General features: G+C 72.7%; 21 protein-coding genes. 17 read left to right on the top strand and 4 right to left on the bottom strand.

The window, feature by feature from the left end; translation table 11 throughout:
• The first annotated feature begins 53 nt into the window (after nucleotides 1-53).
• The 3 genes from eda (at nucleotide 54) to V5O49_RS13325 (ending at nucleotide 2743) form a co-directional block, all read left to right on the top strand.
• Nucleotides 54-707: a bifunctional 4-hydroxy-2-oxoglutarate aldolase/2-dehydro-3-deoxy-phosphogluconate aldolase gene (gene eda / locus V5O49_RS13335; protein ID WP_332902623.1), complete on the top strand. Its 654-nt coding sequence runs from the start codon at nucleotides 54-56 to the stop codon at nucleotides 705-707.
• Nucleotide 708: 1 nt separating this feature from the next.
• Entirely contained in the window at nucleotides 709-1815 is a 1107-nt protein-coding gene (locus V5O49_RS13330) for a sugar kinase (RefSeq protein WP_332902622.1), read from the top strand.
• Between the two features lie 253 nt (nucleotides 1816-2068).
• Nucleotides 2069-2743: a glycosyltransferase gene (locus V5O49_RS13325; RefSeq protein WP_278236361.1), complete on the top strand. Its 675-nt coding sequence runs from the start codon at nucleotides 2069-2071 to the stop codon at nucleotides 2741-2743.
• A 40-nt stretch (nucleotides 2744-2783) separates the two neighbouring features.
• Here the strand turns inward: V5O49_RS13325 and uxaC are convergent, their stop codons facing one another.
• Complete coding sequence (gene uxaC / locus V5O49_RS13320) at nucleotides 2784-4202, bottom strand: glucuronate isomerase (RefSeq protein WP_332902621.1); 1419 nt, start codon at nucleotides 4200-4202, stop codon at nucleotides 2784-2786.
• A gap of 127 nt (nucleotides 4203-4329) precedes the next feature.
• Between uxaC and V5O49_RS13315 the strand changes: the two genes are divergently transcribed.
• The 9 genes from V5O49_RS13315 to V5O49_RS13275 all read left to right on the top strand — a co-directional run bounded on the left by V5O49_RS13315 (nucleotide 4330) and on the right by V5O49_RS13275 (nucleotide 14055).
• Complete coding sequence (locus tag V5O49_RS13315; RefSeq protein WP_332902620.1) at nucleotides 4330-5313, top strand: LacI family DNA-binding transcriptional regulator; 984 nt, start codon at nucleotides 4330-4332, stop codon at nucleotides 5311-5313.
• Nucleotides 5310-6839 carry a mannitol dehydrogenase family protein gene (locus V5O49_RS13310; RefSeq protein WP_332902619.1) on the top strand — a complete coding sequence of 510 codons (1530 nt, stop codon included), beginning with the start codon at nucleotides 5310-5312 and terminating at the stop codon, nucleotides 6837-6839. The genes V5O49_RS13315 and V5O49_RS13310 overlap by 4 nt, the downstream gene beginning before the upstream one ends.
• 351 nt (nucleotides 6840-7190) lie before the next feature.
• The gene (locus V5O49_RS13305) at nucleotides 7191-8504 is read left to right on the top strand and encodes an ABC transporter substrate-binding protein (protein WP_278236365.1); all 1314 of its coding nucleotides are present in this window, start codon (nucleotides 7191-7193) and stop codon (nucleotides 8502-8504) included.
• A 66-nt stretch (nucleotides 8505-8570) separates the two neighbouring features.
• Nucleotides 8571-9572: a carbohydrate ABC transporter permease gene (locus tag V5O49_RS13300; protein ID WP_278236366.1), complete on the top strand. Its 1002-nt coding sequence runs from the start codon at nucleotides 8571-8573 to the stop codon at nucleotides 9570-9572.
• Nucleotides 9569-10486, top strand: a complete 918-nt coding sequence (locus V5O49_RS13295; RefSeq protein WP_278236367.1) for a carbohydrate ABC transporter permease — start codon at nucleotides 9569-9571, stop codon at nucleotides 10484-10486. Before V5O49_RS13300 ends, V5O49_RS13295 begins: the two co-directional genes overlap by 4 nt.
• 1 nt (nucleotide 10487) lies before the next feature.
• Nucleotides 10488-11132: a Poxvirus protein I5 gene (locus V5O49_RS13290; RefSeq protein ID WP_332902618.1), complete on the top strand. Its 645-nt coding sequence runs from the start codon at nucleotides 10488-10490 to the stop codon at nucleotides 11130-11132.
• A gap of 36 nt (nucleotides 11133-11168) precedes the next feature.
• Nucleotides 11169-12311, top strand: coding sequence for a Gfo/Idh/MocA family protein (locus tag V5O49_RS13285; protein WP_332902617.1), 1143 nt, complete (start codon nucleotides 11169-11171; stop codon nucleotides 12309-12311).
• Nucleotides 12311-13318, top strand: coding sequence for a DUF6807 domain-containing protein (locus V5O49_RS13280; RefSeq protein WP_332902616.1), 1008 nt, complete (start codon nucleotides 12311-12313; stop codon nucleotides 13316-13318). The genes V5O49_RS13285 and V5O49_RS13280 overlap by 1 nt, the downstream gene beginning before the upstream one ends.
• Nucleotides 13315-14055, top strand: a complete 741-nt coding sequence (locus V5O49_RS13275) for a cupin domain-containing protein (RefSeq protein WP_332902615.1) — start codon at nucleotides 13315-13317, stop codon at nucleotides 14053-14055. Before V5O49_RS13280 ends, V5O49_RS13275 begins: the two co-directional genes overlap by 4 nt.
• A gap of 146 nt (nucleotides 14056-14201) precedes the next feature.
• On the opposite strand, the gene V5O49_RS13270 is transcribed toward V5O49_RS13275, so the two are convergent.
• Entirely contained in the window at nucleotides 14202-16274 is a 2073-nt protein-coding gene (locus V5O49_RS13270) for a beta-galactosidase (protein WP_332902614.1), read from the bottom strand.
• A 375-nt stretch (nucleotides 16275-16649) separates the two neighbouring features.
• On the opposite strand from V5O49_RS13270, the gene V5O49_RS13265 reads away from it, so the two are divergent.
• Both V5O49_RS13265 and V5O49_RS13260 read left to right on the top strand, forming a co-directional pair.
• Nucleotides 16650-18146: an LPXTG cell wall anchor domain-containing protein gene (locus V5O49_RS13265; RefSeq protein WP_332902613.1), complete on the top strand. Its 1497-nt coding sequence runs from the start codon at nucleotides 16650-16652 to the stop codon at nucleotides 18144-18146.
• A 283-nt stretch (nucleotides 18147-18429) separates the two neighbouring features.
• Nucleotides 18430-19152 carry an LPXTG cell wall anchor domain-containing protein gene (locus tag V5O49_RS13260; RefSeq protein WP_332902612.1) on the top strand — a complete coding sequence of 241 codons (723 nt, stop codon included), beginning with the start codon at nucleotides 18430-18432 and terminating at the stop codon, nucleotides 19150-19152.
• A 103-nt stretch (nucleotides 19153-19255) separates the two neighbouring features.
• Here V5O49_RS13260 and V5O49_RS13255 read toward each other — a convergent pair whose 3' ends face one another.
• Nucleotides 19256-20260: a glycoside hydrolase family protein gene (locus tag V5O49_RS13255; protein ID WP_332902611.1), complete on the bottom strand. Its 1005-nt coding sequence runs from the start codon at nucleotides 20258-20260 to the stop codon at nucleotides 19256-19258.
• Between the two features lies 1 nt (nucleotide 20261).
• Complete coding sequence (locus V5O49_RS13250) at nucleotides 20262-21278, bottom strand: LacI family DNA-binding transcriptional regulator (RefSeq protein WP_332902610.1); 1017 nt, start codon at nucleotides 21276-21278, stop codon at nucleotides 20262-20264.
• Between the two features lie 230 nt (nucleotides 21279-21508).
• On the opposite strand from V5O49_RS13250, the gene V5O49_RS13245 reads away from it, so the two are divergent.
• Genes V5O49_RS13245 through V5O49_RS13235 form a run of 3 tightly spaced genes read left to right on the top strand, consistent with a single transcriptional unit; the run spans nucleotide 21509 to nucleotide 24031 of the window.
• A complete protein-coding gene (locus tag V5O49_RS13245) occupies nucleotides 21509-21874 on the top strand; it encodes an L-rhamnose mutarotase (protein WP_405001182.1) in 366 nt (121 codons plus the stop codon).
• A gap of 12 nt (nucleotides 21875-21886) precedes the next feature.
• On the top strand, nucleotides 21887-23053 hold the full coding sequence (gene rhaI, locus V5O49_RS13240; protein ID WP_332902609.1) for an L-rhamnose isomerase: 1167 nt from the start codon (nucleotides 21887-21889) through the stop codon (nucleotides 23051-23053).
• A 3-nt stretch (nucleotides 23054-23056) separates the two neighbouring features.
• The gene (locus tag V5O49_RS13235) at nucleotides 23057-24031 is read left to right on the top strand and encodes an alpha/beta hydrolase fold domain-containing protein (protein ID WP_332902608.1); all 975 of its coding nucleotides are present in this window, start codon (nucleotides 23057-23059) and stop codon (nucleotides 24029-24031) included.
• The last annotated feature ends 29 nt before the right edge of the window (nucleotides 24032-24060 follow it).

Raw genomic sequence — 24060 nt, 5'->3', positions numbered from 1 at the left:
GAGTGCGTTTCGTAGTGAACAACTGACGTTCACCATAGCGAAACGGAGTGAGAATGTCAGTCGATGACGACACCGTGCTGAAGACCCTCGCCGCGCACCGGCTCGTCCCCGTGGTCGTGGTCGACGGCGCCGACCAGGGCCTCGCCCTCGCCGACGCGCTCGTCGCCGGCGGCCTCCCGGTCGCCGAGATCACCCTGCGTACCGCCGGCGGCCTCGACGCCGTCCGCGCCGTCGCCCAGGAGCGCCCCGACGTCGTCGTCGGCGCCGGGACCGTGACCACCGCCGACCAGGTCGACGCCGTCGTCGACGCCGGGGCCCGCTACATCGTCTCGCCGGGTCTGTCCGAGGCCGTCGTGCGCCGCGCGCAGCACCACGGCGTGCCCGTGCTGCCCGGCGTGGCCACCGCGACGGAGATCATGACCGCCCTCGACCTCGGTGTCTCGACGGTCAAGCTGTTCCCCGCCTCCGTCGTCGGCGGCCCGGCCGCGCTCAAGGCGCTCGCCGCCCCGTTCGGCGACCTGCGGTTCGTGCCCACCGGCGGCGTGAGCGCCGAGAACCTGCCCGACTACCTGGCCCTGCCGCCCGTGCTCGCCGTCGGCGGCTCCTGGATGGTCGCCAAGTCCCTCGTGGACGCCGGCGAGTGGGACGAGATCACCCGCCGCACCGCCGACGCCGTGGCGCTGGCCGCACCGACGAAGGAGAGCTGAGATGACCAACCCGTCCATCACCACCCGCCCCGCCGCCGAGTGCCGCTACGACGTCGTCGCCCTCGGAGAGGTCATGCTGCGCCTCGACCCCGGGGAGCGGCGCGTGCGCACCACCCGGAGCTTCGACGTCTGGGAGGGCGGCGGCGAGTACAACGTCGCCCGCGGCCTGCGCCGCTGCTTCGGCCTGCGCGGCGCGATCGTCACGGCGCTCGCGGACAACGAGGTCGGTCGCCTCGTCGAGGACTGCATGCTCACCGGAGGCCTGGACACCTCCTGGGTGCAGTGGCGCGACTTCGACGGCATCGGCCGCGAGGTGCGCAACGGGCTGAACTTCACCGAGCGCGGGTTCGGCGTGCGTGGGGCGATCGGCACCAGCGACCGCGGGCACACCGCCACCTCCCAGATGCGGCCCGACGACGTCGACTGGGACGCGCTGTTCGCCTCCGGCGTGCGCTGGCTGCACACGGGAGGCATCTTCGCGGCGCTGTCGGAGTCCACCGCGGAGGTCGCCGAGGCCGCGATGGCCGCCGCCCGCCGGCACGGCACGATCGTGTCCTACGACCTGAACTACCGCCCCTCGCTGTGGAAGGGGATCGGCGGCGTCGAGCGGGCCCGCGAGGTCAACCGCCGTCTCGCCGAGCACGTCGACGTCATGATCGGCAACGAGGAGGACTTCACCGCGTCCCTCGGCTTCGAGGTCGAAGGCGTCGACGAGGACCTCACCGACCTGGACACCGGCGCCTTCCGGGCCATGATCAAGACCGCCGCGGCCGAGTACCCCAACTTCCAGGCGATCGCGACGACCCTGCGCGGCGTGAAGTCCGCGTCCGTCAACGACTGGGGCGCGATCGCGTGGTCGCGTGCCGAGGGCTTCGCCGAAGCGACCCACCGCTCCGACCTCGAGATCCTGGACCGCGTCGGCGGAGGGGACTCGTTCGCCTCGGGCCTGGCCTACGGCCTGATGGAGCTCGACTCCCTGGCCGAGGCCGTCGAGTACGGGGCCGCGCACGGGGCGCTCGCCATGACGACCCCGGGCGACACGACGACGGCGACCCTCGCCGAGGTGGCCAAGCTCGCCTCGGGCGGCAGCGCGCGCGTCCAGCGCTGAGCACGGGTCCGCCCGCCCCGCCCGCGAGGTAGGCACCCCTCCGCCGAGGTAGGCAACCTTCCGCCCAGGTAGGCAGATCTCCGCCGAGGTAGGCAACCTTCCCGCGAGGTAGGCATCGATTCTCGCCTACCTCGGCGCGGGGTTGCCTACCTCGGCCCGGGGTTGCCTACCTCGGCGGAAGGTCGCCGCACGGACGTGCCGACGCACGGACGTGCCGACGCAGGGACGGACGACACCTCGGTAGCGTGGGCCCGTGACCTCATCGGACCGCCCCGTGACCCCGGACGCGACACCGACCGCCCTGCGGCTCCTGGTCGTCGGGATCCTGTTCGCGCTCGCCGTGTCACCCAGCGTGCTGCTGGTCGGCTTCCTGGGGTCCGGGGCCGCAGCGGCGGCCCTGGCCGCGCTCGGGCTGCTCTTCGTGGGCCCGGCGTTCTCCGCGGCGCTCTTCGCCCTCGGCGACAAGGCGCAGGACGACGGGCTCGGGCCGGCGGCGGCCTTCGGGCGGGGCTACCGGCTCAACGTGGTCGACGCGCTCACCCTCTGGGTACCGACCGTCCTGGCGCTCGCGGTGCTGGCCTTCACGGTCGTCGACGCGGCCGGCACGGCGCCCGCCTGGGCGGTCGGTGTCGCGATCGGCATCGGCGTGCTCGTCCTGCTGTGGCTCGTGCAGAGCACGGTGATCGCGTCCTTCTTCGCCTTCCGGGCCCGGGACACCGCCCGGCTCGGCCTGTACTTCCTCGGGCGGCTGCCGCGCTCGACCCTCGTCGTCCTCGTCCTGATCGTGCTGGCGGCCGCCGTCGGGTGGCTGATGTCCCCGGCGCTGCTCGCGCTGCTCGGGGTGCTGTGGGTCGCCGGCGTGCTGCGCGCAGACCGTCCCGTGCTCGCCGAGACCCGGCAGCGCTTCGTGCGGGGCGACCCGGCCTGAGGCCCGGCGGCACGTCGACGACGCGCCGCCGGGCGACCGCTCACGGCTGCGGGTAAGAGGCCAGGGCCGAGCGGTAGGCCAGGTCCCCGGCGACCTCGACGGCCTCGTCCTGCTCGAGGCGGTGCTCGGCCACCAGCCGGGCGAGGTAGCCCGCGTCGACGCGGCGGGCCAGGTCGTGCCGGGCGGGGATGGAGCAGAACGCCCGGGTGTCGTCGACGAACCCGCTGAGGTTGCTGAAGCCGGCGGTCTCGGTCGCGGCCTCGCGGAACCGTCGCATCGCGTCGGGGGCGTCGAGGAACCACCACGGGGCGCCGAGCTTCATCGCGGGGTACACCCCGGCCAGCGGGGCCAGCTCGCGGGAGTAGACGTCCTCGTCGACGGTGAACACGATGAACCGGAAGCCGGGGTGGTGGCCGAACGCGTCCAGCAGCGGCTGCAGCGAGCGGGTGAACTCGGTGACCGCCGGGATGTCGTAGCCCTTGTCCGGTCCGAACGCCGCGAACGGCGCGCTGGCGTGGTTGCGCAGCACGCCCGGGTGGAGCTGCATGACCAGGCCGTCCTCGCAGGACATGCGGGCCATCTCGAACAGCATGTGCCCGCTGAACGCCCGGGCCTCGTCCGCCGTGACCTCGCCCGCCAGTGCGGCGGCGAAGATCCGGCGCGCCTCGGCGTCGTCCAGCGGGGTGGTGTCGGCCCACAGGTGGCCGTGGTCGGTGGCGCGGGCCCCGGCCTCGACGAACCGACGCCGCTGGACGCGCAGCGCCTCGAGGTAGGCGTCGTACTCGTCGACCTCGACGTCGGCGGCCCGGGCGAGCAGGTCGATCTCGTCGCGCCAGGTCTCCCGGTCGACGTGCAGCAGCGGGTCGGGGCGGAAGGTGGGCAGCACGCGGTCGCCGAAGCCGTCCTCGGCGAGGCGGGCGTGGTCCTCCAGCGAGGCCCAGGCCGGGTCGGTGGTCGCGATGACCTCGATGTCGAAGGCGTCGAGCAGCGCGCGGGGCCGGAACTCCGGGGACTCGAGGCGGGCGGCGACCTGGTCGTAGATCGCGTCGGCGGTATCGGCCGACGGGCGCTGCGTGACGCCGAAGATCTCGACGAACGCGTGCTCGAGCCAGTAGCGCGTCGGCGTGCCGCGGAAGTGCTTCCACCCGGCGCAGAACCGCCGCCAGATCGCTCGCGGGTCCTGCTCGACCGCCTCGGTGCCCGTGGAGCCCACGCCGAGGCGGGGCAGGGTCTCGCCCTGGGAGACGAGCATGCGGGTCAGGTAGTGGTCGGGGACCACGAACAGCTGGGCGGGGTCGCCGAACGGCGCGTCGTCCGCGAACCACTCCACCGGCACGTGGCCGTGCATCGACACGATCGGCAGCGACCGGGTCGAGGCGTAGATCTCCCGGGCGATCTCCCGCGTCGTCGGGTCAGCGGGCAGGGCCCGGTCGGGGTGCAGGGTCCACGGCTCACTCATGTCCGCCTCCTCGTCGAGATGATGACAACGTTTGCATCCTACGTGCTGCCGAGATCGTCGTGCCAGTGAACAAGCGTTACGATGAGGCTGACGATCCGGATGCAAACGTTCGCAGAGAGGCTGAGAGATGGTCACGGTGCACGACGTCGCCCGGGCGGCCGGCGTGTCCATCTCCACGGTCTCGCGGGCGCTCGCCTCGCCGCAGAAGGTCGCCGCCCCCACACGTGAACGCGTCGAGGTCGCGGCCCGGGAGCTCGGGTACCGCCCGAACCGGGCCGCCTCCTTCCTCCGTGCCGGCCGCACCGGAGCCCTCGGGCTCGTCGTCCCGGACCTGTCCAACCCCTACTTCGCGGCGGTCGCCAAGGGTGCCCAGGCGCGTGCCCGGGACCACGGCGCCGGTCTCTTCGTCGTCGACACCGAGGAGAACCCCGACCTCGAGGCAGAGGTGCTGAGCTCCCTGGCCCCGCAGACCGACGGCGTCGTGCTCTGCTCGCCCCGCGCCGTCGAGGCCGCGCTCGCCGCGCTCGAGGGGCGACGGGTCGTGCTCGTCAACCAGGCTGCCGAGGGGGTGCCCGCCGTCGCGGCGGACCACGCCGCCGGGATGCGCCGCGCGCTCGAGCACCTGCGTGCGCTCGGCCACCGCCGCGTCGCGTACGTCGGCGGGCCCGCCGGCTCCTGGAGCGACCGGCGCCGTCGTGCCGGCCTGACCGCGGCGGCCGAGCGGTACGACGACGTCGAGGTCGTCCCGCTCGGCGCGTTCCGGCCGCAGGTCGAGGGCGGGCAGGCCGCCGCCGACCTCGTCGTGGCCTGCGGCGCCACCGCGGTGCTGACGTTCAACGACCTCGTGGCCGTCGGACTCGTCGACCGGCTGCGGGCCCGCGGGCTGGACGTCCCGCGCGACCTCTCCGTCGTCGGCTCGGACGACTCCTACGTCGCCTCCCTCGTCTCCCCGCCGCTGACCACGCTGCGGGCCGACCTGCGCGCCCTGGGGCGCGCCGCCGTGGACCTGCTCCTGGCCGACGACGGCGGCGCCCCGGCACCGCTCGACGTCGACCTGGTGGTCCGCTCGTCCACCGCACCACCCGCCACCGTCCCGGAGGACCTCCCGTGACCGACCGACTGCACCGTGACCACCTGCCCGCCGGGATCCCGTCGCCGGTGACACCCGAGACCGTCGCTATCGTGCACCTCGGCATCGGGGCCTTCCACCGCGCGCACCAGGCGGTCTGCACCGAGCAGGCCGCGCGCGCCACGGGTGACCGTCGTTGGGGGATCCTCGGCGTCACGCAGCGGTCGTCCCGGGTGCGCGACCAGCTGCGGCCCCAGGGCGGGGTCTACGCCGTCCTGACCGCCGGGGCGCACGAGAGCTCGATCGACCTGGTGGGCTCGGTGCTCGACGTCGCCTGGCCGGCCGAGGAGACCGGGCGGGTGCTGTCGACGATCGCCGCGCCCACCACCCACCTGGTCACGCTGACGGTCACCGAGAAGGGGTACTGCCGCGACGACGCGGGTGCACTCGACCGGTCGCAGGTGGACGGCGACCTGGCGGCGCTCGCCGCCGAGACCTCTGCCGGGGCCGACGACGGGCCCGTGGCCGTCGACGTCGTCCCGGGGGCGAGCGCGATCGGGCTGCTCGTGCGCGGGCTGGCGGCACGGCAGCGGGCCGTCGCAGCCGCGGGGGAGCGGCGCCCGCTGACCGTGCTCACCTGCGACAACATGGTGGACAACGGTCGGGTGCTGGCCCGGCTCGTCGGCGAGGCCGTCGACGCCGCGCTGCCCGGCGCCGAGGGCGACGACCTGCGGGACTGGCTCGCGAGCGACGTGACCTTCCCCTGCTCGATGGTCGACCGGATCGTGCCGGCCACGACGCCGGCGCAGCGGGACGCGGTCGAGGCCGAGCTGGGGGTGCGCGACGAAGGCCTCGTCGTGGGGGAGCCGTTCTCCCAGTGGGTGATCGAGGACCGGTTCGCCGGACCGCGCCCGGCCTGGGAGGAGGCCGGGGCCACGCTGACCGACGACGTCTCCGTCTGGGAGCGGGCCAAGCTGCGGCTGCTCAACGGCACCCACTCGCTGCTCGCGTACGCGGGTCGCCTCGCCGGGCACACGACGATGGCCGAGGCGGTCCAGGACCCGGCGATCGCGGCCCGGGCGCGCCAGCTGCTGTTCGACGACGCCCTGCCGACGCTCACCCCGCCGGCCGGTGCGGACCTGTCCGCCTACGGGGAGTCGCTGCTCGAGCGGTTCGCGAACCCGGCGACCGGGCACACGACGCGGCAGGTGTCGATGGACGGCACCCAGAAGATCCCCTACCGGTGGGGCGACACGATCGCGGCCCGGCTGGCCGCCGGCCAGGTCCCGCACGGCGCCGCCTACGCGCTGGCCTGCTGGGCGGAGGTCGTCCGGCGCGAGGCTGTCGAGGGCCGGGCGGTGGACGACCCCCGCGGCGAGGAGCTGCAGCGCCTGGTCGCCGCCGTGGGCGACGGGTCGGCGGTGCAGGCCGACCCGGTCGAGGTGGCGCGCGCCCTGACGGCGCTGCCCGGGCTGCTCCCCGGCGACGCCGCGCAGGATCCGCGGCTGCTCGACGCCGTGGCCGCCGAGGTCGAGGCGCTCGCGGAGCACGCGGCCACGCTGCGGTGAGACCGCGGCGCCGCCTCCGGGGCCGGCGCCGCCCCCCACGGATCGCGACCGGGTCCGCACCAGCAGGTCACGATCCGGACACGGTCGTGCGGTGATCCTGTGTGGAAGACCGGCGCCTCGGTGCGGCCTCGACACGCCCGGCACGTAGGCTCTCCAGCGGTGTGAGCGCTCACACGCGCTTCCTCGCGAGTGTGGCCCAGGTCACCTTCGTGTTGCCGGATCGTGATGAAGCGCTTTCCAGCGGGGCTTTACATCTGGCGGGAGATCTGTATTGTATCGTTTCAAGTCGACGGCGACTGAGGCTGCCACAGGGGGCACCTCACGTCGGCAGAACAGAGCAAGGAGGCTCCGATGAGGATCACGCGTAAGGCCGCCGGTGCGGCCGCCGCGACCGCTGCGGTCACTCTCGTCCTGACCGCGTGCAGCGGTGGCGACACCGAGTCCGGTGACGGTGGTGGCGACGCCGAGGGCGGCGACGTCACGCTGACCGTCGCCTGGTGGGGCAACGACGACCGTGCCGCGCGGTACGAGGAGTCGATCGACCTCTTCGAGGAGGCGAACCCCAACATCACCGTCCAGACCCAGTTCCAGGACTGGGAGAACTACTGGACCGCCCGCAACACGGAGGCCGCCGGTCAGTCGCTGCCCGACGTGTTCCAGATGGACCTGTCCTACCTGCGCCAGTACGGCGGCACCGGTCAGCTCGCCGACCTGTCCGAGTACGTCGGCAGCGAGATCGACACCTCCGGTTTCGAGGACGCGCTGCTGTCCTCCGGCACCATCGAGGGCGCCCAGTACGGCATCCCGACCTCGCAGAACACCCTCGCGCTGTTCTACAACCAGGACGTGCTCGACACGATCGGCGTCGACCCGCTCGAGCCGGGCTACACCTGGGACGACTTCAACGCCTTCATCGCCGAGGCCTCCGAGGCCGGCGCGGGCGAGGACCCGGCCATCTACGGCTCCGGTGACTACACCGGGACCTTCTGGTTCTTCCTGCAGTGGTTCCTGCAGCAGGGCGAGCAGCCGTTCACCGAGGACGGGCAGCTCAACTTCGACGAGGCCGCCGTCACCGAGTTCCTCAACCTCGCCTCCGAGCTGCGCGAGGCCGGTCAGCTCTTCCCGACCGAGCGCGCCGTGCAGCTCGCCCCGCTGGGCGGGTTCACCTCGAACGAGGCCGCTGCCGAGGCCAGCTGGGACAACTTCCTCGCGGGCTACATCTCCGACGCGGGCACCGAGAACATCCACATGCTGCCGATGCCGGCGGGTGACAACGGGCCGCAGCAGTTCTGGAAGCCCTCGATGCTGCTGTCCTCGGGCGCCAACTCCGAGCACCCGGCCGAGGCCGCCGAGCTCATCAGCTTCCTGGTCAACGACCCGGAGGTCGGCGAGATCTTCGGCACCTCGAAGGGCGTGCCGGCCGTGGCCGCCCAGCGTGACGCCATGAACGTCGAGGAGGGCTCGGTCGACGCCACCGTCCTCGAGTACGAGGAGATGGTGGCTCCCGACGTCACCGAGTCGGCCCCGCTGCCGGTCGAGGGCTTCGGCTCCATCGAGGCCGAGTGGATGCGCCTGGCCGAGGAGCTCGGCTACGGCAACATCACGGTCGACGAGTTCGTCGAGCAGTGGTTCGCCTTCGCCAACGACACCGTCGGCCAGTCCTGACGCTCCCCACGTAGCGTGCGGCCCCGCGTGGCATCGCGGGGCCGCACGCACCGGAGGTTCCCCCCCATGGCTTCAATCGATCCTGGCGCACCCGTCGCCGCACCGGGTCAGCCGGTACCCGCGCAGCATCTGCAGCGGACCGACGCCGAGACCCCGCTGCCCCCGCAGAAGGGCAAGCGCAAGTACAAGCCGGAAGACATCCGGTCCGGCTACCTCTTCCTGTCTCCGTGGATCATCGGATTCCTCGGTCTGACGGCCTTTCCGATGCTCGCCTCGTTGTACCTGGCGTTCACGGACTACGACCTCTTCACGGCGCCCGAGTGGGTCGGTTTCGAGAACTTCGTCGACCTGTTCAACGACCCGCGGTTCATCCAGTCCGCGCAGGTGACGGCCGGGTACGTGCTGCTGGGCACGCCGATCAAGCTCGCCGCGGCGCTGGCGGTGGCGATGCTGCTGAACATGAAGCATCGCGGCCAGGGTGCCTACCGGTCGATCTTCTACGCGCCGTCGCTGATCGGCGCCTCGGTGTCCATCGCCATCGTGTGGAAGGTGATGTTCATCGACGACGGGATCGTCGACCGCATCCAGCAGGCGGTCGGTATCGACGTCGGCGGCTGGGTGGGTAACCCGGCGTTCTCGCTGCCGATGCTGATCCTGCTGGGGGTGTGGGGCTTCGGTGCCCCGATGGTCATCTTCCTGGCGGGTCTGAAGCAGATCCCCACCGAGCTGTACGAGGCGGCCGAGTGCGACGGCGCCGGTCCGATCCGCAAGTTCCGCAACATCACGCTGCCGATGCTGAGCCCGGTGCTGTTCTTCAACCTGCTGCTCGAGACGATCGCCGCCTTCCAGGTCTTCAGCTCGGCTTACATCATCTCCGGCGGGACCGGCGGGCCGGCAGGTTCGACCATGTTCTACACGCTGTACCTGTACCTGCGCGGGTTCCAGGACTTCCAGATGGGCTACGCCTCGGCGATGGCCTGGATCCTGGTCTCGGTGATCGCGGTCATCACCGTGATCCTGTTCCGCTCGTCCAAGGGTTGGGTCCACTACACGGGAGACGAACGATGACGACTCTCACCGAAACCCCTGCCCCGCAGACCCCTCCGGTCGACCACGAGGCGCTGGCCCGTCGGGCCGCGGCCCGCAACAAGCGTCGCGTCAAGTCGGTGATCTTCCACCTCGTCGCGGTCGGGGCCACGATCGTGGTCCTGTACCCGGCGGCGTGGATGGTCTTCGCCTCGATGAAGCCGAACTCCGACATCATCGGCAACACCCAGCTGCTGCCGGACGTGTGGACGATGGAGCACTACACCACCGCCCTGGCGGGCATCGGTGGGGTGTCGTTCTGGACGTTCTTCAACAACTCGCTGCTGCTGGCGGTGCTGTCCGTCGTCGGTACGGTGCTGTCCTCGACGATCGCGGCCTACGCGTTCGCCCGGATCAGCTTCCCCGGACGCGGGCCGATGTTCGCGGTCATGATCGGCACGCTGCTGCTGCCGTTCCACGTCACGATCATCCCGCAGTACATCCTGTTCAACAATCTGGGTCTGGTGAACACCTACCTGCCCCTGCTGCTGCCGAAGTTCCTGGCGGCCGAGGCGTTCTTCGTGTTCCTCATGATCCAGTTCATCCGCGGCATCCCGCGGTCGCTGGACGAGGCCGCACGCATCGACGGTTGCGGTCACGGGCGCATCTTCTTCCGCATCATCCTGCCGCTGATGCGCCCGGCGATCGTGACCAGCTCGATCTTCACCTTCATCTGGTCCTGGAACGACTTCCTCGGGCCGCTGCTGTACCTGAAGGACCCGAGCCTGTACACGATGCCGATCGCGCTGCGCCAGTACGTCGACCAGACGACCGTCTCGGACTACGGTGCACAGATGGCCATGGCCGTCCTCGCACTGCTGCCCGTGATGATCTTCTTCGTCGTCTTCCAGCGCTTCCTCATCAACGGCGTCGCCACGCAGGGCATCAAGGGCTGACATGGCACGGCGTCCTGACGCTCGGGCCTCCCGGTCTTCCGGCCGCGGGGGCCCGAGCGGCTTCTACCGCAGCATCCAGCTCTTCGGCGAGGTGGCCCTCGTGGGCGTCCTCGTCGCGCTCGGCAGCCTCCTGCTCGTCACGCTGGTGCCCTCGCTCGCCGCCGGCGTCGCCTACCTGCGCCGGGACGTGGTGGGCGCCGACACCCGGCTCGCGCGCTACTGGCGCGAGTGGGCCGCCGCCACGCGCGCGCTGTGGCCCCTCGGCCTGGCGGTCGGGGCCCTCGCGGTCCTCCTGGTCGGCGACTGGCAGCTCGCGACGTCGGGCCTGCTGCCCGGCGGGGAGATCGTCGCGCTCGTGGTGGCGCTCTTCGCGGCGGGTGCGATCGTCGTCGTGCTGCGGGCCACGGGCGCGTGGTCCGACGACGAGGGCGAGCCCGACCCGGCGGCGACCACCCGCCGGGCCCTGTCGGTCGGCAGCGACCGCGCCGTCGAGGACCTGTCCGGCTCGGCGCTGCTGCTGGGAGCGGTCGTCATGGCCGCCGTCCTGGTCTGGATGCTGCTGCCGCTGGTGCTCGTCGTCGGCGGTCTGCTGGTGCTGGCCGTCGTCGGGGTCGAGAGGCGCCGCCGCATGCCGTCCGTCCGCTGAAACACACCCGGTCCGATCATCGAGAGAGTGACACCCATGAAGGTCGCCATCCTGGGCACCGGCGCGATCGCCCACGCCCACGCCGAGGCCGTGAACGCCCTGGCCCAGCACGCCGGCCTCGAGGCCGTCGAGCTCGCCGCCGCCGTCGACATCGACGCCGTGCGCGCCGAGGAGTTCGCCACGAAGCACGGTATCCCCCGGCACGGCACGGATCTCGACGCCCTCCTCGCCGCGGGCGACGTCGACGTGCTGCACGTCTGCACCCCGCCGTCGCTGCACCTCGAGCAGGCCCGCGCCGCGCTGGCCGCCGGCGTGCACGTGGTCGTGGAGAAGCCGGCCGTGCTCTCGCTCGCCGAGATCGACGCCCTGGCCGCGGCCGAGGAGCAGGCCGACGGCGCCACCGTGACCCAGATCGTCCAGCACCGGTTCGGCCCCGGCGCCGTGCGGCTGCGCCGTCTGCTCGCCGAGGGCACGCTCGGCCGGGCGCTGGTGGCGCAGTGCGACACGCTGTGGTTCCGTCCGCCCGAGTACTTCGACGTGCCCTGGCGCGGCCGCTTCGACACCGAGGGCGGCGGCCCCACGATGGGTCACGGCATCCACCAGTTCGACGTCCTGCTGTCCGTGCTGGGGGAGTGGAGCGAGGTCCGGGCGATGGCCGGCCGGCTGGCCCGCCACGTCGACACCGAGGACGTCTCCATGGCGATGGTCCGCTTCGCCGACGGCGCCATGGCGAGCATCACCAACTCGCTGCTCTCCCCGCGCCAGACCTCGCAGCTGCGCTTCGACACCGAGGCCGCCACGATCGAGCTCAGCCACCTGTACGGGTACGACGACAGCCACTGGACGGTCACCCCCGCCCCGGGTCGCGAGGACGTCGCCACGCACTGGGCCGACGACGTCGCGGCGTCGGCCGACGGGGCGATCGACGAGGGCCGCTCCGGCCACCTCGGCCAGCTCGTGCCGACCTACCGCGCGCTCGTGGCGGGCCAGGCCCCGCCCGTGGGCGTCGCGGACGTGCGCGGCACGCTCGAGCTGGCCGCCGCGATCTACAAGTCGGCCTTCACCGGTGCCCCCGTGGTCCGCGGCGAGGTCTCCCCCGGGGACCCGTTCTACGAGACCATGGCAGGGACCGGGGCCCCGTGGCCCCCGCTGAAGGACACCACCGAGGAGACCTCCTGATGGCAGTCACGCTGAACTCCGACGGCGCCGCGATGACCGGCTCGCGCGACGGCGTCGACCTGTTCACCTACGTCTACCGTCCGCACGACGTCCCCTACGAGAGCCCCCGGCCCTACCTGCACCCGCTGCGCACCCGCGGCGGCGACGTCGTGTCCGCCTACCGCCCGTGGGACCACGTCTGGCACAAGGGCATCGCCTGGTCGTTGCCGCACGTGGGGCCCTGGAACTTCTGGGGCGGGCCGAACTACGTCCGCGAGCAGGGCACCTACGTCGACCTCGACAACGACGGCTCGATGGAGCACCAGCAGTTCACCGCCCTGGGGCCGTGCGGGTTCACCGAGGAGCTCTCCTGGCGCACGCCCCCGTCCGCGGACGGGACGCCCGGCGAGGTCGTCGTGCGCGAGGAACGCACGGTGCAGGTCGTGGTGCCCGACGACGCACCGGACGCCTGGGTGCTGACCTTCCGGTCGGTCATGACGAACGTCTCCGCCGGACCGCTCGACATCGGCAGCCCCACCACGAACGGTCGCGAGAACGCCGGCTACGGGGGCCTGTTCTGGCGCGGGCCGCGCTCCTTCACCGAGGGGCAGGTCCTGGTGCCCACCGACGACGGTGGAGCGGCCGCGGCCGACGCCGAGGACGTCCGCGGGCTGCGGGCCGAGTGGCTGGGCTTCGTGGGCCGGCACGACGGCGAGGCGCCGAGCGCCGCGGGCGGCTCGCGGTCGTCCACCGTGGTCATGGTCGACCCCGGCTCCAACCCGGGGGGCACGCCGCAGTGGTTCGTGCGCTCGGTGCCCTTCGCGTGCGTGTGCCCGGCACCGTTCTTCAGCCAGGAGGTGCCGTTCGCCGCGGGGCAGACCCTCACCTTCGACTACGCCGTGGTCGTCGCCGACGGCGCGGCGGACGGCGCGCGGGGTTCCGCGCTGGCCGCGCTCGGCCGGCACGTGCTGGCCGGCGAGGGCGCTGGGCTCGAGACCGGTCACGTGACGCCGGCGGGAGCCCGGTGACAGCTCCGCTCTTCCCGGGCGGGGTCGCCGTCAGCCACCTGCAGGTCTACGACTGGCCCGCCGACGACGCTCCGCAGGGCAGCGGCTCGCCGCACCTGCACACCACCTCCACCGAGGCCTACGTGACGCTGGGCGGCCGCGGCCGGGTCGAGACGCTCGGCCCCGAGGGGTACGCGGTGCACGACCTGGCACCGGGCCGGATCGTCTGGTTCGGCCCCGGGGTGATCCACCGGGCGGTGAACCTCGGCGGGCTGGAGGTGCTGGTCGTGATGTCCAACGCCGGCCTGCCGGAGGCCGGGGACGCCGTCATCACCTTCCCGGCCGACGTCGTCGCCGACCCGGAGCGGTACGCCGCGGCGGCCGCCCTGCCGCGGGTGGACGACGGCGCCACGGACGCGCAGGTCGCCGCGGCGGCCCGCGCGCGCCGGGACCTGGCGCTCGAGGGCTACGCCGCGCTGCGTGCCGCCGTCGAGCGGGACGGACCGTCGGCCCTGGAACCGCTGCACGCGGCGGCCGCGGACCTCGTCGCACCCCGGACGAGCCGGTGGCGCGAGATCTGGGAGTCGTCGGTCGGGCGGGCCGCTGGGCAGACGGACTCCGCCCTCGAGGCGCTGGCCGCGGCGTCGGCGGCCACGCTCGCCGACGGGCGGGTCACGGCGCGCGACGCCCGGCCGGGGCCGCGTCGCTACGGCATGTGCGGGCGGTTGCAGACCTGGCCGCTCACCCCGTCGGACTGACCCCCCGTTCCGTCCCCTCCCGCACGTTGTGGGCATGAAATCTGCAGGTCAGGACCCGTCCTGAACTGCAGATTTCATGCCCACAACGGGGGTCGACGGGGGCGACGGGGGTCGACGGGGGTGGGGGAGCGGAACCGTGCGCGGCGTCAGGCGCCGGACGTCTGCCGGACCACCCGCACCGCGCCGCCCGGCACGGGCAGCGCACCGTCCACCGTCGTCCCGCTCAGCAGCTCCGCACCCGAGACGCCGTCGAGCACGGCCTCGTCGTCGCCGTGGTTGATCGCGAAGAGCCAGGAGGTCCGCCCGTCGTCGGCGTGCCGGTGGACGACCTCGACGCCGGCGGGGGCCGCGACGTCGGGCAGCACCCCGGCCTCCTCGGCGAGCCGACCGGCCAGGGCCACGGTCCCGGCCTCGTCCAGGCGGGTCCCGACGTACCAGGCGGTGCCGGTCCCCACGGCTCGACGGGTGACCGCGGGCCGTCCGGCCAGTGCTCCGTCGTCGTACGTGGCGACCGCCTCCGTACCCGGCGCGAGGTGGGTCTTCTCGCTCCACAGGTCGGCGCGGGCCTCGCCCTCGACGGCCTTGCCGGAGACCTGGAGGCGCTCGTCGACCTGGAGCGGGTAGAACTCCTCGGTGCGGACGCCGAGCAGGTCGCGGAACGCCCCGGGGTAGCCGCCGAGCCGCACCTGGTCGTGCTGGTCGACGATGCCGGAGAAGAACGTGACGACCACGGTGGCGCCCTGCTCGGCGGCCGCGGCGAGGGCGTCGGCCCCGGCGTCGTCGACCAGGTAGAGCGTCGGGACGACGACCAGCTCGTAGCCGTCGAGGTCGCTGCGGGGGCTCACCAGGTCGACCGTGACGCCGTGCTGCCACAGCGCGGCGTACCAGGACCGCACCTCGGCCATGTAGTCGAGGTCCTGCGTCGGGTGGGAGTCGAGCTCGGCCGCCCACCAGGCGGGATAGTCGACGACGATCGCGGCGCGGGAGCGCACGCGGGAGCCACGGACCTCGCCGAGCCGGCGCAGCACCCGGCCGAGCTCGACCGTGTTGCGCCAGACGTCGGTGTCCTCGCCCGCGTGCGGGACCATCGCCGAGTGGAACTTCTCGGCACCGGCCCGGGAGGCGCGCCACTGGAAGAACATCACGGAGTCGGCTCCGCGGGCGACGTGCTGCAGCGAGTTCCGCAGCATCTCGCCGGGGAGCTTGCTGCGGTTGCGGTGCTGCCAGTTGACCGCCGAGGTCGAGTGCTCCATGAGGATCCACGGGTCGCCGCCGGCCACGCCCCGGGCCAGGTCGGCCGACAGGGCCAGCTCGACGTGCCGGTCCCGGTCGGCGGCGATCGTGTAGTGGTCGTTCGCCACGACGTCGAGGTCGTCGGCCCACGAGTAGTAGTCCATGCCCTTGGTGGTGGACGTCGTCATGAGGTTCGTCGTCGTGGGCACGTGCGGGGTGATCTCGCGCAGGGTGTCGCGCTGGTCCCGGTAGTAGCCCAGCAGCGCGTCCGAGCTGAACCGGTCGAAGTCGAGCTGCTGGGTGGGGTTGCTCGACATCGGGGCGACCAGCGGGGGCAGGACGTCGTCGAACGTCGCGTAGCGCTGCGACCAGAAGGCCGTGCCCCAGGCCTCGTTGAGGGCGTCGACGGTCCCGTAGCGCTCGGCGAGCCAGACGCGGAACGCCGCCGCCGCGCTGTCCGAGTAGTCGCGCGGGACGTGGCACCCGATCTCGTTGTCGACGTGCCACAGGGCCAGCGCCGGGTGCTCGCCGTACCGTTCGGCCATCCGGGTCGCCATGCGCAGGGCGTACTCGCGGTGCAGCGGGTGCGTGACGGCGTAGGCCTGACGGGCGCCCTGGTGCAGCACGGTCCCGTCGGCGCGGCGCGGCAGGATCTCCGGGTGCTTGCGGGTGAGCCAGGGCGGCGGAGAGGCCGTGGCGGTGGCCAGCGCCACCTGGACGCCGTTCGCGTGCAGGCGGTCCATGGTCTCGTCGAGCCAGGTCCAGTCCAGCTCGCCCTCGCGCGGCTCGATCGTGGCCCACGAGAAGATCGCGACGCTGAGGATGTTGACCCCGGCCTCGCGCATCAGGCGCAGGTCGTCCTGCCGGACGTCGTCGGGCCACTGCTCCGGGTTGTAGTCCCCGCCGTAGCCCAGGCCGTCGACCCGCGCGTTCCACGGGCGGACGGCGGCAGGGTCGAAGGGGGGAGGAGTCACGCGTCGTTGCATGGCGACCAGTGTGCCATAAATCGATTCAAAACCTGAACGTCCTTCGCGCACCCGGTGGCTCGTGCCGGCGCCGGTCCCTGACGGTTCCAGGGGGCCTGATCGGCCACGACGCCCCGACCTCGCACCCCAGCGGGTGAAATCTTGGCGCAGGTCGCACGGTGTGCACGCCGTGGCCAGACCCGAAAAGCCCGGAAAGACGGGCCGCGGGGACAGATGGGGAGTCACCGGGCATTGCACCGCCGCCCGAGGGCCCGTCCGCCGGCTTCCGCTGTTGCCTCCGGCTCCCCTAGGCTGCCCGCGCCGTCTCTCCACGCCGAGCCCCCTGAGAGTGAGTTCCCAGCGATGACCGCTGCTCGACTACGTCTACCGATCGCGATGATCGCCGCTGCCGTGATGGTGCTCCTGGGCGCCCTCGTGGCGCTGCCCGGTGCGTCCGCCACCCCGGGGGGAGGTGGGGTCTCCACCGGCAACGGAAACGGGAATGGGAACGGGAACGGCCAGCAGACCTGCCCCGACGACGGTGAGTGGTCGAAGGTCGACGGTCTGACCGGCACCGAGTACCTCGCCGAGGCCAGCCCGGGCCACCTGATCGTCGAGGTCTGCGTGAAGTCCGCACAGGCCGTCGAGACCATCACGGTCGACCCGCCCGCCACGAGCTTCCTGATCGTCTCGCCGTCGGTCAACGGCCAGGGCAGCACGCAGGACATCAGCCACGTCTCCGTCCGGGAGATCGAGGACAACGGTGGTTGGCCCTACCCCGCGCCGACCTGCCAGGCCGGGCTGACGGTGACCTACCCGGACGGCGTCTCCGGCAACGACGTCAACATCCGTGTCCGCAACCTCGACACGGACGCCACGCGGACCTTCAACTTCCACCTCGGTACCGAGCGGTGGACGGGTGTGCAGAACTTCGACCCGACGACCCTGGACGAGTGGCCCGGCTGGACCCGCTACGTCTTCGAGTGGGTGCAGGTCGACGGGACGAACTACCACTGGGAAGGGTTCGTCGAGTGCGACGAGCCGGAGCCCTCACCGTCGCCGACCCCGACGCCGTCGGAGGAGCCGTCGCCGAGCCCGACGCCGTCGGAGGAGCCCAGCCCGTCGCCCACGCCGTCCGAGGAGCCGTCGCCGAGCCCGACGCCGTCGGAGGAGCCCAGCCCGACGCCGACGCCGTCGGAGGAGCCGTCGCCGAGCCCGACGCCGTCGGAGGAGCCGACGCCCGAGCCGGTGGAGCCGTCGCTGGCTGGTTCGCTCGCGGCCGGTGAGTGCGTCGCCGATGCGCCGTGGATCGTCTTCGACGTGACTCTGACCGACCCGGACGACCAGGTGTCGGAGCGAGCCGTGATCCTCGAGCTCACCGACGGCACGCACGTCGAGACGCTGGAGCTCGGGACTCTCGGCGCGGACGGCACGCTGTCCGGTCGCACCCTGTGGCCCGGTGCCTCCGTGGCCGACGACGGCGTGACGCCGACCGGGTGGCCGGGGTGGACCCGGCTCGAGGACGGCACCTGGGTCCAGACCAACGGCAACTACGCCTGGACCCGGGGCGACATCGACGCCACCCTCGTGGTGAACCCCGAGGTCGCGGTCGAGCTGGCCTACCCCGAGGCCACGCCGGTGTGCGCCGCGGTCCCGCCGCAGCCGGAGCCGGAGCCGTCCGCGGAGCCGTCGCCGGAACCGTCCGAGCCCGGTGACGAGGCGACGCCGGAGGAGGAGCCCTCCGCCGAGCCGACGTCGTCGCCGACGGTCGAGGCCGAGTCCGACACCGACGAGCTGCCCCGGACCGGGTCGAACGTCACGCTGATCGCGGTCGGTGCGCTCGCCCTGGTCGCGGCCGGCGGAGCGTTCCTCTGGCTGCGCCGCCGGGCGTGAGCTGACGTGAGGGCCCGCCCGGGAACGGTCCCGGGCGGGCCTCGCGCGTCCCCGGGCGACCTGGCACGGCGTCGTGGACCGGGTGAAGTTCGCGGGTGGCCCGGGCTCGGCCCGGGTCCCGATCGTCAGGAAAAGCCTGGAAAAACGGGCAGAGACGACAGATATGGTTTCCTGGGACACATCACAGCGGTGTCACGGTCGGCGCGGCGGTCTTCCGCGGCCGGGTGTCCTTCCTCTAATCTTCGGACGTCGTCACCCCGCCCTCAGAGAGTGAGCTCCAGCGATGACCGCTGCACGTCTCCGCCTGCCGATCGCGATGATCGCCACCGCTGCGCTGCTGCTGCTCGGTGCCCTGGCGCTGCTGCCCGGCGCCGGCGCTCTGCCCGCGAGCGCCGCCACCGTCCAGACCTCGGCTCAGGAGGTCTGCCCCGACGGGGGAGACTGGACCAAGACCGAGGACATCGACGAGACGTCGTACACCGTGACGGCGGACCCGGGATACCTCATCACCGAGGTCTGCGTGAAGTCCGCGACGACGGTCGAGTACATCGACCTGAGCCCGGGCGTGACCGAGTACACGGTCGAGTCGCCCTCGACGAACGGCAACGACCAGCTGCAGGAGATCAGCCACGTCTCCGTACGCCAGGTCGTCGAGCCGACGCCGCCCAACGAGCCGTCGCCGTCTCCGACCCCGTCGACGACGCCCACGCCGTCTCCGACCCCGTCGAGCACGCCCACACCGTCGAGCACGCCGCCCAACGAGCCGTCGCCGACGCCGACCCCGTCGAGCACGCCGTCACCGAGCGCGTCGCCGTCGCCCTCGGCGACGCCCACGCCGTCGCCGTCCGACGAGCCGTCGACCGAACCGTCGGAGGCCCCGACGCCGCCGTCCGACGAGCCCGAGGAGCTGCCGCAGACCGGCTCCGAGGTCACGTTCCTCGCGCTCGGGGCTCTCGCGCTCCTCGCCGCCGGCGGAACGATCCTCTGGCTGCGCCGCCGCGCCTGATCTGAGGGTCACCCGCTGAAGGGCCCGACCGGGACGATCCCGGTCGGGCCCTCGGCGTTCGGGCGGACGATGGTCCAGGGTGACCGGTCGCCGGCGCGGGTCGTCAGCACGGCAGGCGGGAGCGGACGTCGCCGCGGTGACACACGAGTCGACCGGCGTCGACCCGCAGCTCGGCGACGAGGACGCTCGATCGGCGGCCCTCGACGGAGTCCGGGTCGGCGACGGAGCGCCCGGGGTGCGTGAAGTAGACGATCCACGCGACGGCGTCCGGGGCGTCCGGGTCGTCGGTGAGCACCTCGACGTGGGCGTGGTGCCCGGGAGCCACGTCGTCGGGCCGGTCCGCCGACTCCTCGAGGATCAGGCCGTGCGGCTCCCAGTGCTCGAGGTCGTCCGACCGGTAGACCATCTGTCCCCGCCACTCGTCGACGATCATCCAGTACCGGCCCGACAGCCGGAACGTCTTCGCGCCCTCGTGGGGGCGTCCGCCGATCACCTGCCCGTGCACCGTCCAGGTCCACAGGTCGGGCGAGTCCGCGGCCCAGGTGGTCGAGCCGTCGGCCTCGTCCTTGTACCAGAGCCGCCACCCGCCGTCGGGCAGACGGTGGACGCAGGCGTCGATGACGCGGTCGGAGCTCAGCGGCAGCGGGCCGTGGTCGGTCCACCGCTCCAGGTCGAGGCTGGTCAGGTGGTGGATCCTGCGGTCGTTCCCCTCCCACCGGTCCGGGACGCCGGGTACGACGGTGAGGTACATGTGGAACGTCCCGTCGACCTCCACGACCTCGGGCGCCCAGTAGGTGTCGCGGGGTGCCGTGCCGGTCACCGGCAGCCCGTCGGCGGCTCCGAGGGTGCCGAGGTAGCGCCAGGTCGCGCCGCCGTCGTCGGACGTCGCGACCCCGAGGTCGGTGCCGTGCACCCAGGTGACGCCCGGTCCGTGGGCCGCCGGCCTGCGCTGCGTCCACAGCATCCGCCAGTCGCCGTCGGGATGCCGGACGACGAGCGGGTCGGTGGCGCCGTCGTGCACCGGGTCGCGCCACACGGGTGCGGGCAGCGGTGCGTGCGGTGCGGTGGGGCGCTGGGCGGGTCGGGTCGTCGTGCGGCGTTCCGTCATGTCATCCCGTTCCGGTGGTGGACTCCCGCACGACCAGCTCGGGCTGGAAGACGACCTGCTCGGCGGTCTCGTCGTCGGCCAGGAGCAGGTCGGCGGCGCGGTAGCCCAGGGCGTGCATGGGCTGGCGGACCGACGTCAGCGGGGTGGCGAGCTCGCCGGCGAAGGTGACGTCGTCGTAGCCGACGACGGCCATGCCCGACGGGACCGGCACCTCGGCCGCGCGCAGGGTGCGCAGGGCGCCGAGCGCCGTGAGGTCGTTGACGCACAGGGTCGCGGTGGGCCGGCGCTCCATGGCGAGGACCCGCTCGGTCCCGGCCTGGCCGCCGTCCGCGTTGAGCGCGGTGATCGTGATCTCCTCCAGGCACGTCGCGGGGTCGAGACCGGCCTCGACGAGGGCGTCGTGGATACCGGCCGAGCGGTCGGCGCACTGCCGGATCGTGTGCGGGCCGTTGAGGAAGGCCAGGTGCTCGTGGCCGAGGTCGATCAGGTGGCGGGCCGCGGCCGCGGCTCCGGCGCGGTCGTCCACCGCCACCGACGACAGTGCGGGGTCGGTGGAGGGTCGGTCCAGCAGGACGACGCGCAGGCCGCGGTCGTGCAGGGTGCGCAGGTGGTCGATGTCCGGGCCGGAGGGGACCACCATGACGCCCTGGACCCCGTGCTCCTCGAACAGCTTGAGGTAGCGGGCCTCCCGGTCGGGGTCCTCGTCCGAGCTGGCGAGCATGAGGGTGTACCCGGCCTCCTCGAGCCGGTCCTCGATGCCGCGCGCGACGTCGGTGAAGAACGGGTTCGCCACGTCGAGGACGATCGCGCCGGCGGTGGTGATGGTGCCCGCCCGCAGCTGACGGGCCGAACCGTTGCGCACGAAGGAGAGCTCGGTGATCGCTGCCTCGACGCGCTCCCGGGTGGTGGGGGAGACGCGGTCGGGACGGTTGAGCACGTTGGAGACGGTGCCGACCGAGACCTCGGCGAGCCGGGCGACGTCGGCGATGGACGTCCGGCGCTTGGTGCGCGGTGGCATGCTTCCTCTCCCCGTCGACAGTAGCGTGCGCTGCCGCCGGAGGTGAGCGGTGGCAGTGGTGCCACGGATCGTATCGGTTCGGGCGGTCCGCCGCCGCCCGCCGCGCCGGTAGGCTGGAAACCGCTTCCCTGCGTCGGTGAGGACGGCTCTTGCGCCGCACGGGAGGACACGGGTACCTTGGAGGCGTTGAAACGATTCATCGCGCGTCGACGATGATGCGAGGAGGAACAGTGGGAGACGACGGCAAGCGCCGGGTCATGTTCCAGTTCCGGGTCCACCCGGACCGGCTGGAGGAGTACGGTCGCCGCCACGGCGAGGTCTGGCCCGAGATGCTGCGGGCCCTGCACGAGGCCGGCTGGGAGAACTACTCGATCTTCACCGCACCCGACGGTCAGGTCGTGGGCTACTTCGAGAGCGCCGACCCGGACGCCGCGCGGGCCCGGATGGGGCTGACCGAGGTCAACGCCCGCTGGCAGGCCGAGATGGCCGAGTTCTTCGACGGCGACGGACCGGACGCGACCATGACCGAGCTGACGCCGGTCTTCCACCTCGAGACGCAGCTCGCCGCCGCGGACGCCGCGGACGACCAGGACTGAGAGAAGGACACCATGCCCAGCTTCGACGACATCACCCCGGTCCTGGACCGCCTCGCCATCGAGGTGCCGTCCTGGGCCTACGGCAACTCCGGCACCCGCTTCAAGGTGTTCTCCACCCCGGGCACGCCGCGCACCCCCGAGGAGAAGATCGCCGACGCCGCCCAGGTCCACCGGCTCACCGGCCTGGCCCCCACCGTCGCGCTGCACATCCCCTGGGACAAGGTCGACGACTACGCCGCGCTGCGCCGGTACGCCAACGACCAGGGCGTCGACCTCGGGACGATCAACTCCAACACGTTCCAGGACGACGTCTACAAGCTCGGCTCGCTGACGCACACCGACAGCGCGGTCCGCCGGAAGGCGATCGACCATCACCTCGACTGCATCGAGATCATGCACGCCACCGGGTCGAAGGACCTGAAGATCTGGCTGGCCGACGGTTCGAACTACCCCGGGCAGGCGGACATCCGCACCCGCCAGGACCTGCTGCACGAGGCGCTGACCGAGATCTACGGCCGGCTCGGCGACGACCACCGCATGGTGCTCGAGTACAAGTTCTTCGAGCCGGCGTTCTACCACACCGACGTGCCGGACTGGGGCACCTCCTACGCCCAGGTCGCCGCGCTCGGCGAGAAGGCGTTCGTCTGCCTCGACACCGGCCACCACGCCCCGGGCACCAACATCGAGTTCATCGTCGCCCAGCTCCTGCGGCTCGGGAAGCTCGGCTCCTTCGACTTCAACTCGCGGTTCTACGCCGACGACGACCTCATCGTCGGTGCCGCCGACCCGTTCCAGCTCTTCCGCATCATGGCCGAGGTCATCCGCGGCGGCGGCCTCGACGAGGGCTCCCAGGTCGCGCTGATGCTCGACCAGTGCCACAACATCGAGGACAAGGTCCCCGGCCAGATCCGGTCGGTGCTCAACGTCCAGGAGATGACCGCCCGCGCGCTGCTCCTCGACCGGGAGGCCCTGACCGCGGCGCAGGAGAACGGCGACGTCCTGGGGGCCAACGCGATCTACATGGACGCCTTCTACACCGACGTGCGCCCGCTGCTCGCCGAGTACCGCGAGAAGCGCGGCCTGCCGGCCGACCCCATGGCCGCGTTCGCCGAGTCGGGCTACCTGCCGAAGATCGCCGCCGAGCGCGTGGGCGGTCAGCAGGCCGGCTGGGGCGCCTGAGGCATGAGCACGACGACGGCGTCGACGGCGACGGCGAGCATCCGTGAGGAGGTGCTCGCCGGCCCGCACGGCGACCTGCGCGTCCGGGTGTACCGGCCCGGCTCCGGCGCTCCCGCGGCCGGGCTGGTCTGGGCGCACGGCGGGGCGTTCATGCACGGCGACCTCGACATGCCGGAGGCCGACCACGTCGCCCGCGTCCTCGCCGCCGGCGGTGTCGCCGTCGTCAGCGTCGACTACGCGTTGGCCCCCGCGTTCGACCACCACGCCGTGCTGGCCGACGACGGGCTCGAGAAGGGCCTGGCCCGGATGCTCGCCGCCACCGACGGCGCACGCTTCCCGGTCGCGTCCCAGGAGCTGGCCTTCGCCTTCGCCTGGGCGGTCGACGCCGACCTCGGCGTCCCGGCAGGCGGTTGGTCCCTCGGCGGGGCCAGCGCCGGCGGGAACCTCGCCGCGGGCGTGGCGCTGCGGCTGCGCGACGCCGCCGCCGGGGACACCGACGCCGCGCCGGTCCCGCCGTCGTCGACCGCGCGCACCGTCCCCCGCAGCGTGGTGCTCGCCTACCCGGTGGCGCACCACGAGCTGCCGGACCCGTGGCCCGAGCTGGCCACCAAGATCGCCGCGCTGCCGCCGGACCGGAGCTATCCTCCGGCGGCAGTGCGGGCCATGAACGACCACTACCTCGGACACGAGCGCGGCCCGGACTCCCCGTACGCGTTCCCGGCCGGGCACGACCTCCGTGGCCTGCCGCCGACCCTGATCGTCACCTCCGACCACGACGCGCTGCGGTCCTCCGGGGAGGCCTACGCCGCCGAGCTGGCCGTCGCCGGCACGGACGTCATGGTCGTGCGCGAGGACGACACCCTCCACGGTCACCTCAACCAGCCGGACGACCCCGGGTGTGCGCGCAGCCTCGCGCGCATCAGCGCCTGGCTCACGTCCGACGTGCTGGTCGGGACCACCCACGAACCACCCGCCTGATCCACCGACACACCACCTTGTGGAGCATT

Origin of the sequence: Isoptericola haloaureus, from assembly GCF_036689775.1 — a bacterium.
GTDB classification, from domain to species: Bacteria; Actinomycetota; Actinomycetes; order Actinomycetales; family Cellulomonadaceae; genus Isoptericola; species Isoptericola haloaureus.
Note: the sequence above shows the minus strand (reverse complement) of the source record. Positions and strands in the feature narration are given on the sequence as shown.

Excerpts from the sequence above, each read along its gene's own strand:
- eda (WP_332902623.1), top strand. The coding sequence starts at position 54 with ATGTCAGTCGATGACGACACCGTGCTGAAGACCCTCGCCGCGCACCGG.
- V5O49_RS13330 (WP_332902622.1), top strand. The coding sequence starts at position 709 with ATGACCAACCCGTCCATCACCACCCGCCCCGCCGCCGAGTGCCGCTAC.
- uxaC (WP_332902621.1), bottom strand. The coding sequence starts at position 4,202 with ATGAGTGAGCCGTGGACCCTGCACCCCGACCGGGCCCTGCCCGCTGAC.
- V5O49_RS13315 (WP_332902620.1), top strand. The coding sequence starts at position 4,330 with ATGGTCACGGTGCACGACGTCGCCCGGGCGGCCGGCGTGTCCATCTCC.
- V5O49_RS13305 (WP_278236365.1), top strand. The coding sequence starts at position 7,191 with ATGAGGATCACGCGTAAGGCCGCCGGTGCGGCCGCCGCGACCGCTGCG.
- V5O49_RS13300 (WP_278236366.1), top strand. The coding sequence starts at position 8,571 with ATGGCTTCAATCGATCCTGGCGCACCCGTCGCCGCACCGGGTCAGCCG.
- V5O49_RS13295 (WP_278236367.1), top strand. The coding sequence starts at position 9,569 with ATGACGACTCTCACCGAAACCCCTGCCCCGCAGACCCCTCCGGTCGAC.
- V5O49_RS13290 (WP_332902618.1), top strand. The coding sequence starts at position 10,488 with ATGGCACGGCGTCCTGACGCTCGGGCCTCCCGGTCTTCCGGCCGCGGG.
- V5O49_RS13285 (WP_332902617.1), top strand. The coding sequence starts at position 11,169 with ATGAAGGTCGCCATCCTGGGCACCGGCGCGATCGCCCACGCCCACGCC.
- V5O49_RS13280 (WP_332902616.1), top strand. The coding sequence starts at position 12,311 with ATGGCAGTCACGCTGAACTCCGACGGCGCCGCGATGACCGGCTCGCGC.
- V5O49_RS13270 (WP_332902614.1), bottom strand. The coding sequence starts at position 16,274 with ATGCAACGACGCGTGACTCCTCCCCCCTTCGACCCTGCCGCCGTCCGC.
- V5O49_RS13265 (WP_332902613.1), top strand. The coding sequence starts at position 16,650 with ATGATCGCCGCTGCCGTGATGGTGCTCCTGGGCGCCCTCGTGGCGCTG.
- V5O49_RS13260 (WP_332902612.1), top strand. The coding sequence starts at position 18,430 with ATGACCGCTGCACGTCTCCGCCTGCCGATCGCGATGATCGCCACCGCT.
- V5O49_RS13255 (WP_332902611.1), bottom strand. The coding sequence starts at position 20,260 with ATGACGGAACGCCGCACGACGACCCGACCCGCCCAGCGCCCCACCGCA.
- V5O49_RS13250 (WP_332902610.1), bottom strand. The coding sequence starts at position 21,278 with ATGCCACCGCGCACCAAGCGCCGGACGTCCATCGCCGACGTCGCCCGG.
- rhaI (WP_332902609.1), top strand. The coding sequence starts at position 21,887 with ATGCCCAGCTTCGACGACATCACCCCGGTCCTGGACCGCCTCGCCATC.
- V5O49_RS13235 (WP_332902608.1), top strand. The coding sequence starts at position 23,057 with ATGAGCACGACGACGGCGTCGACGGCGACGGCGAGCATCCGTGAGGAG.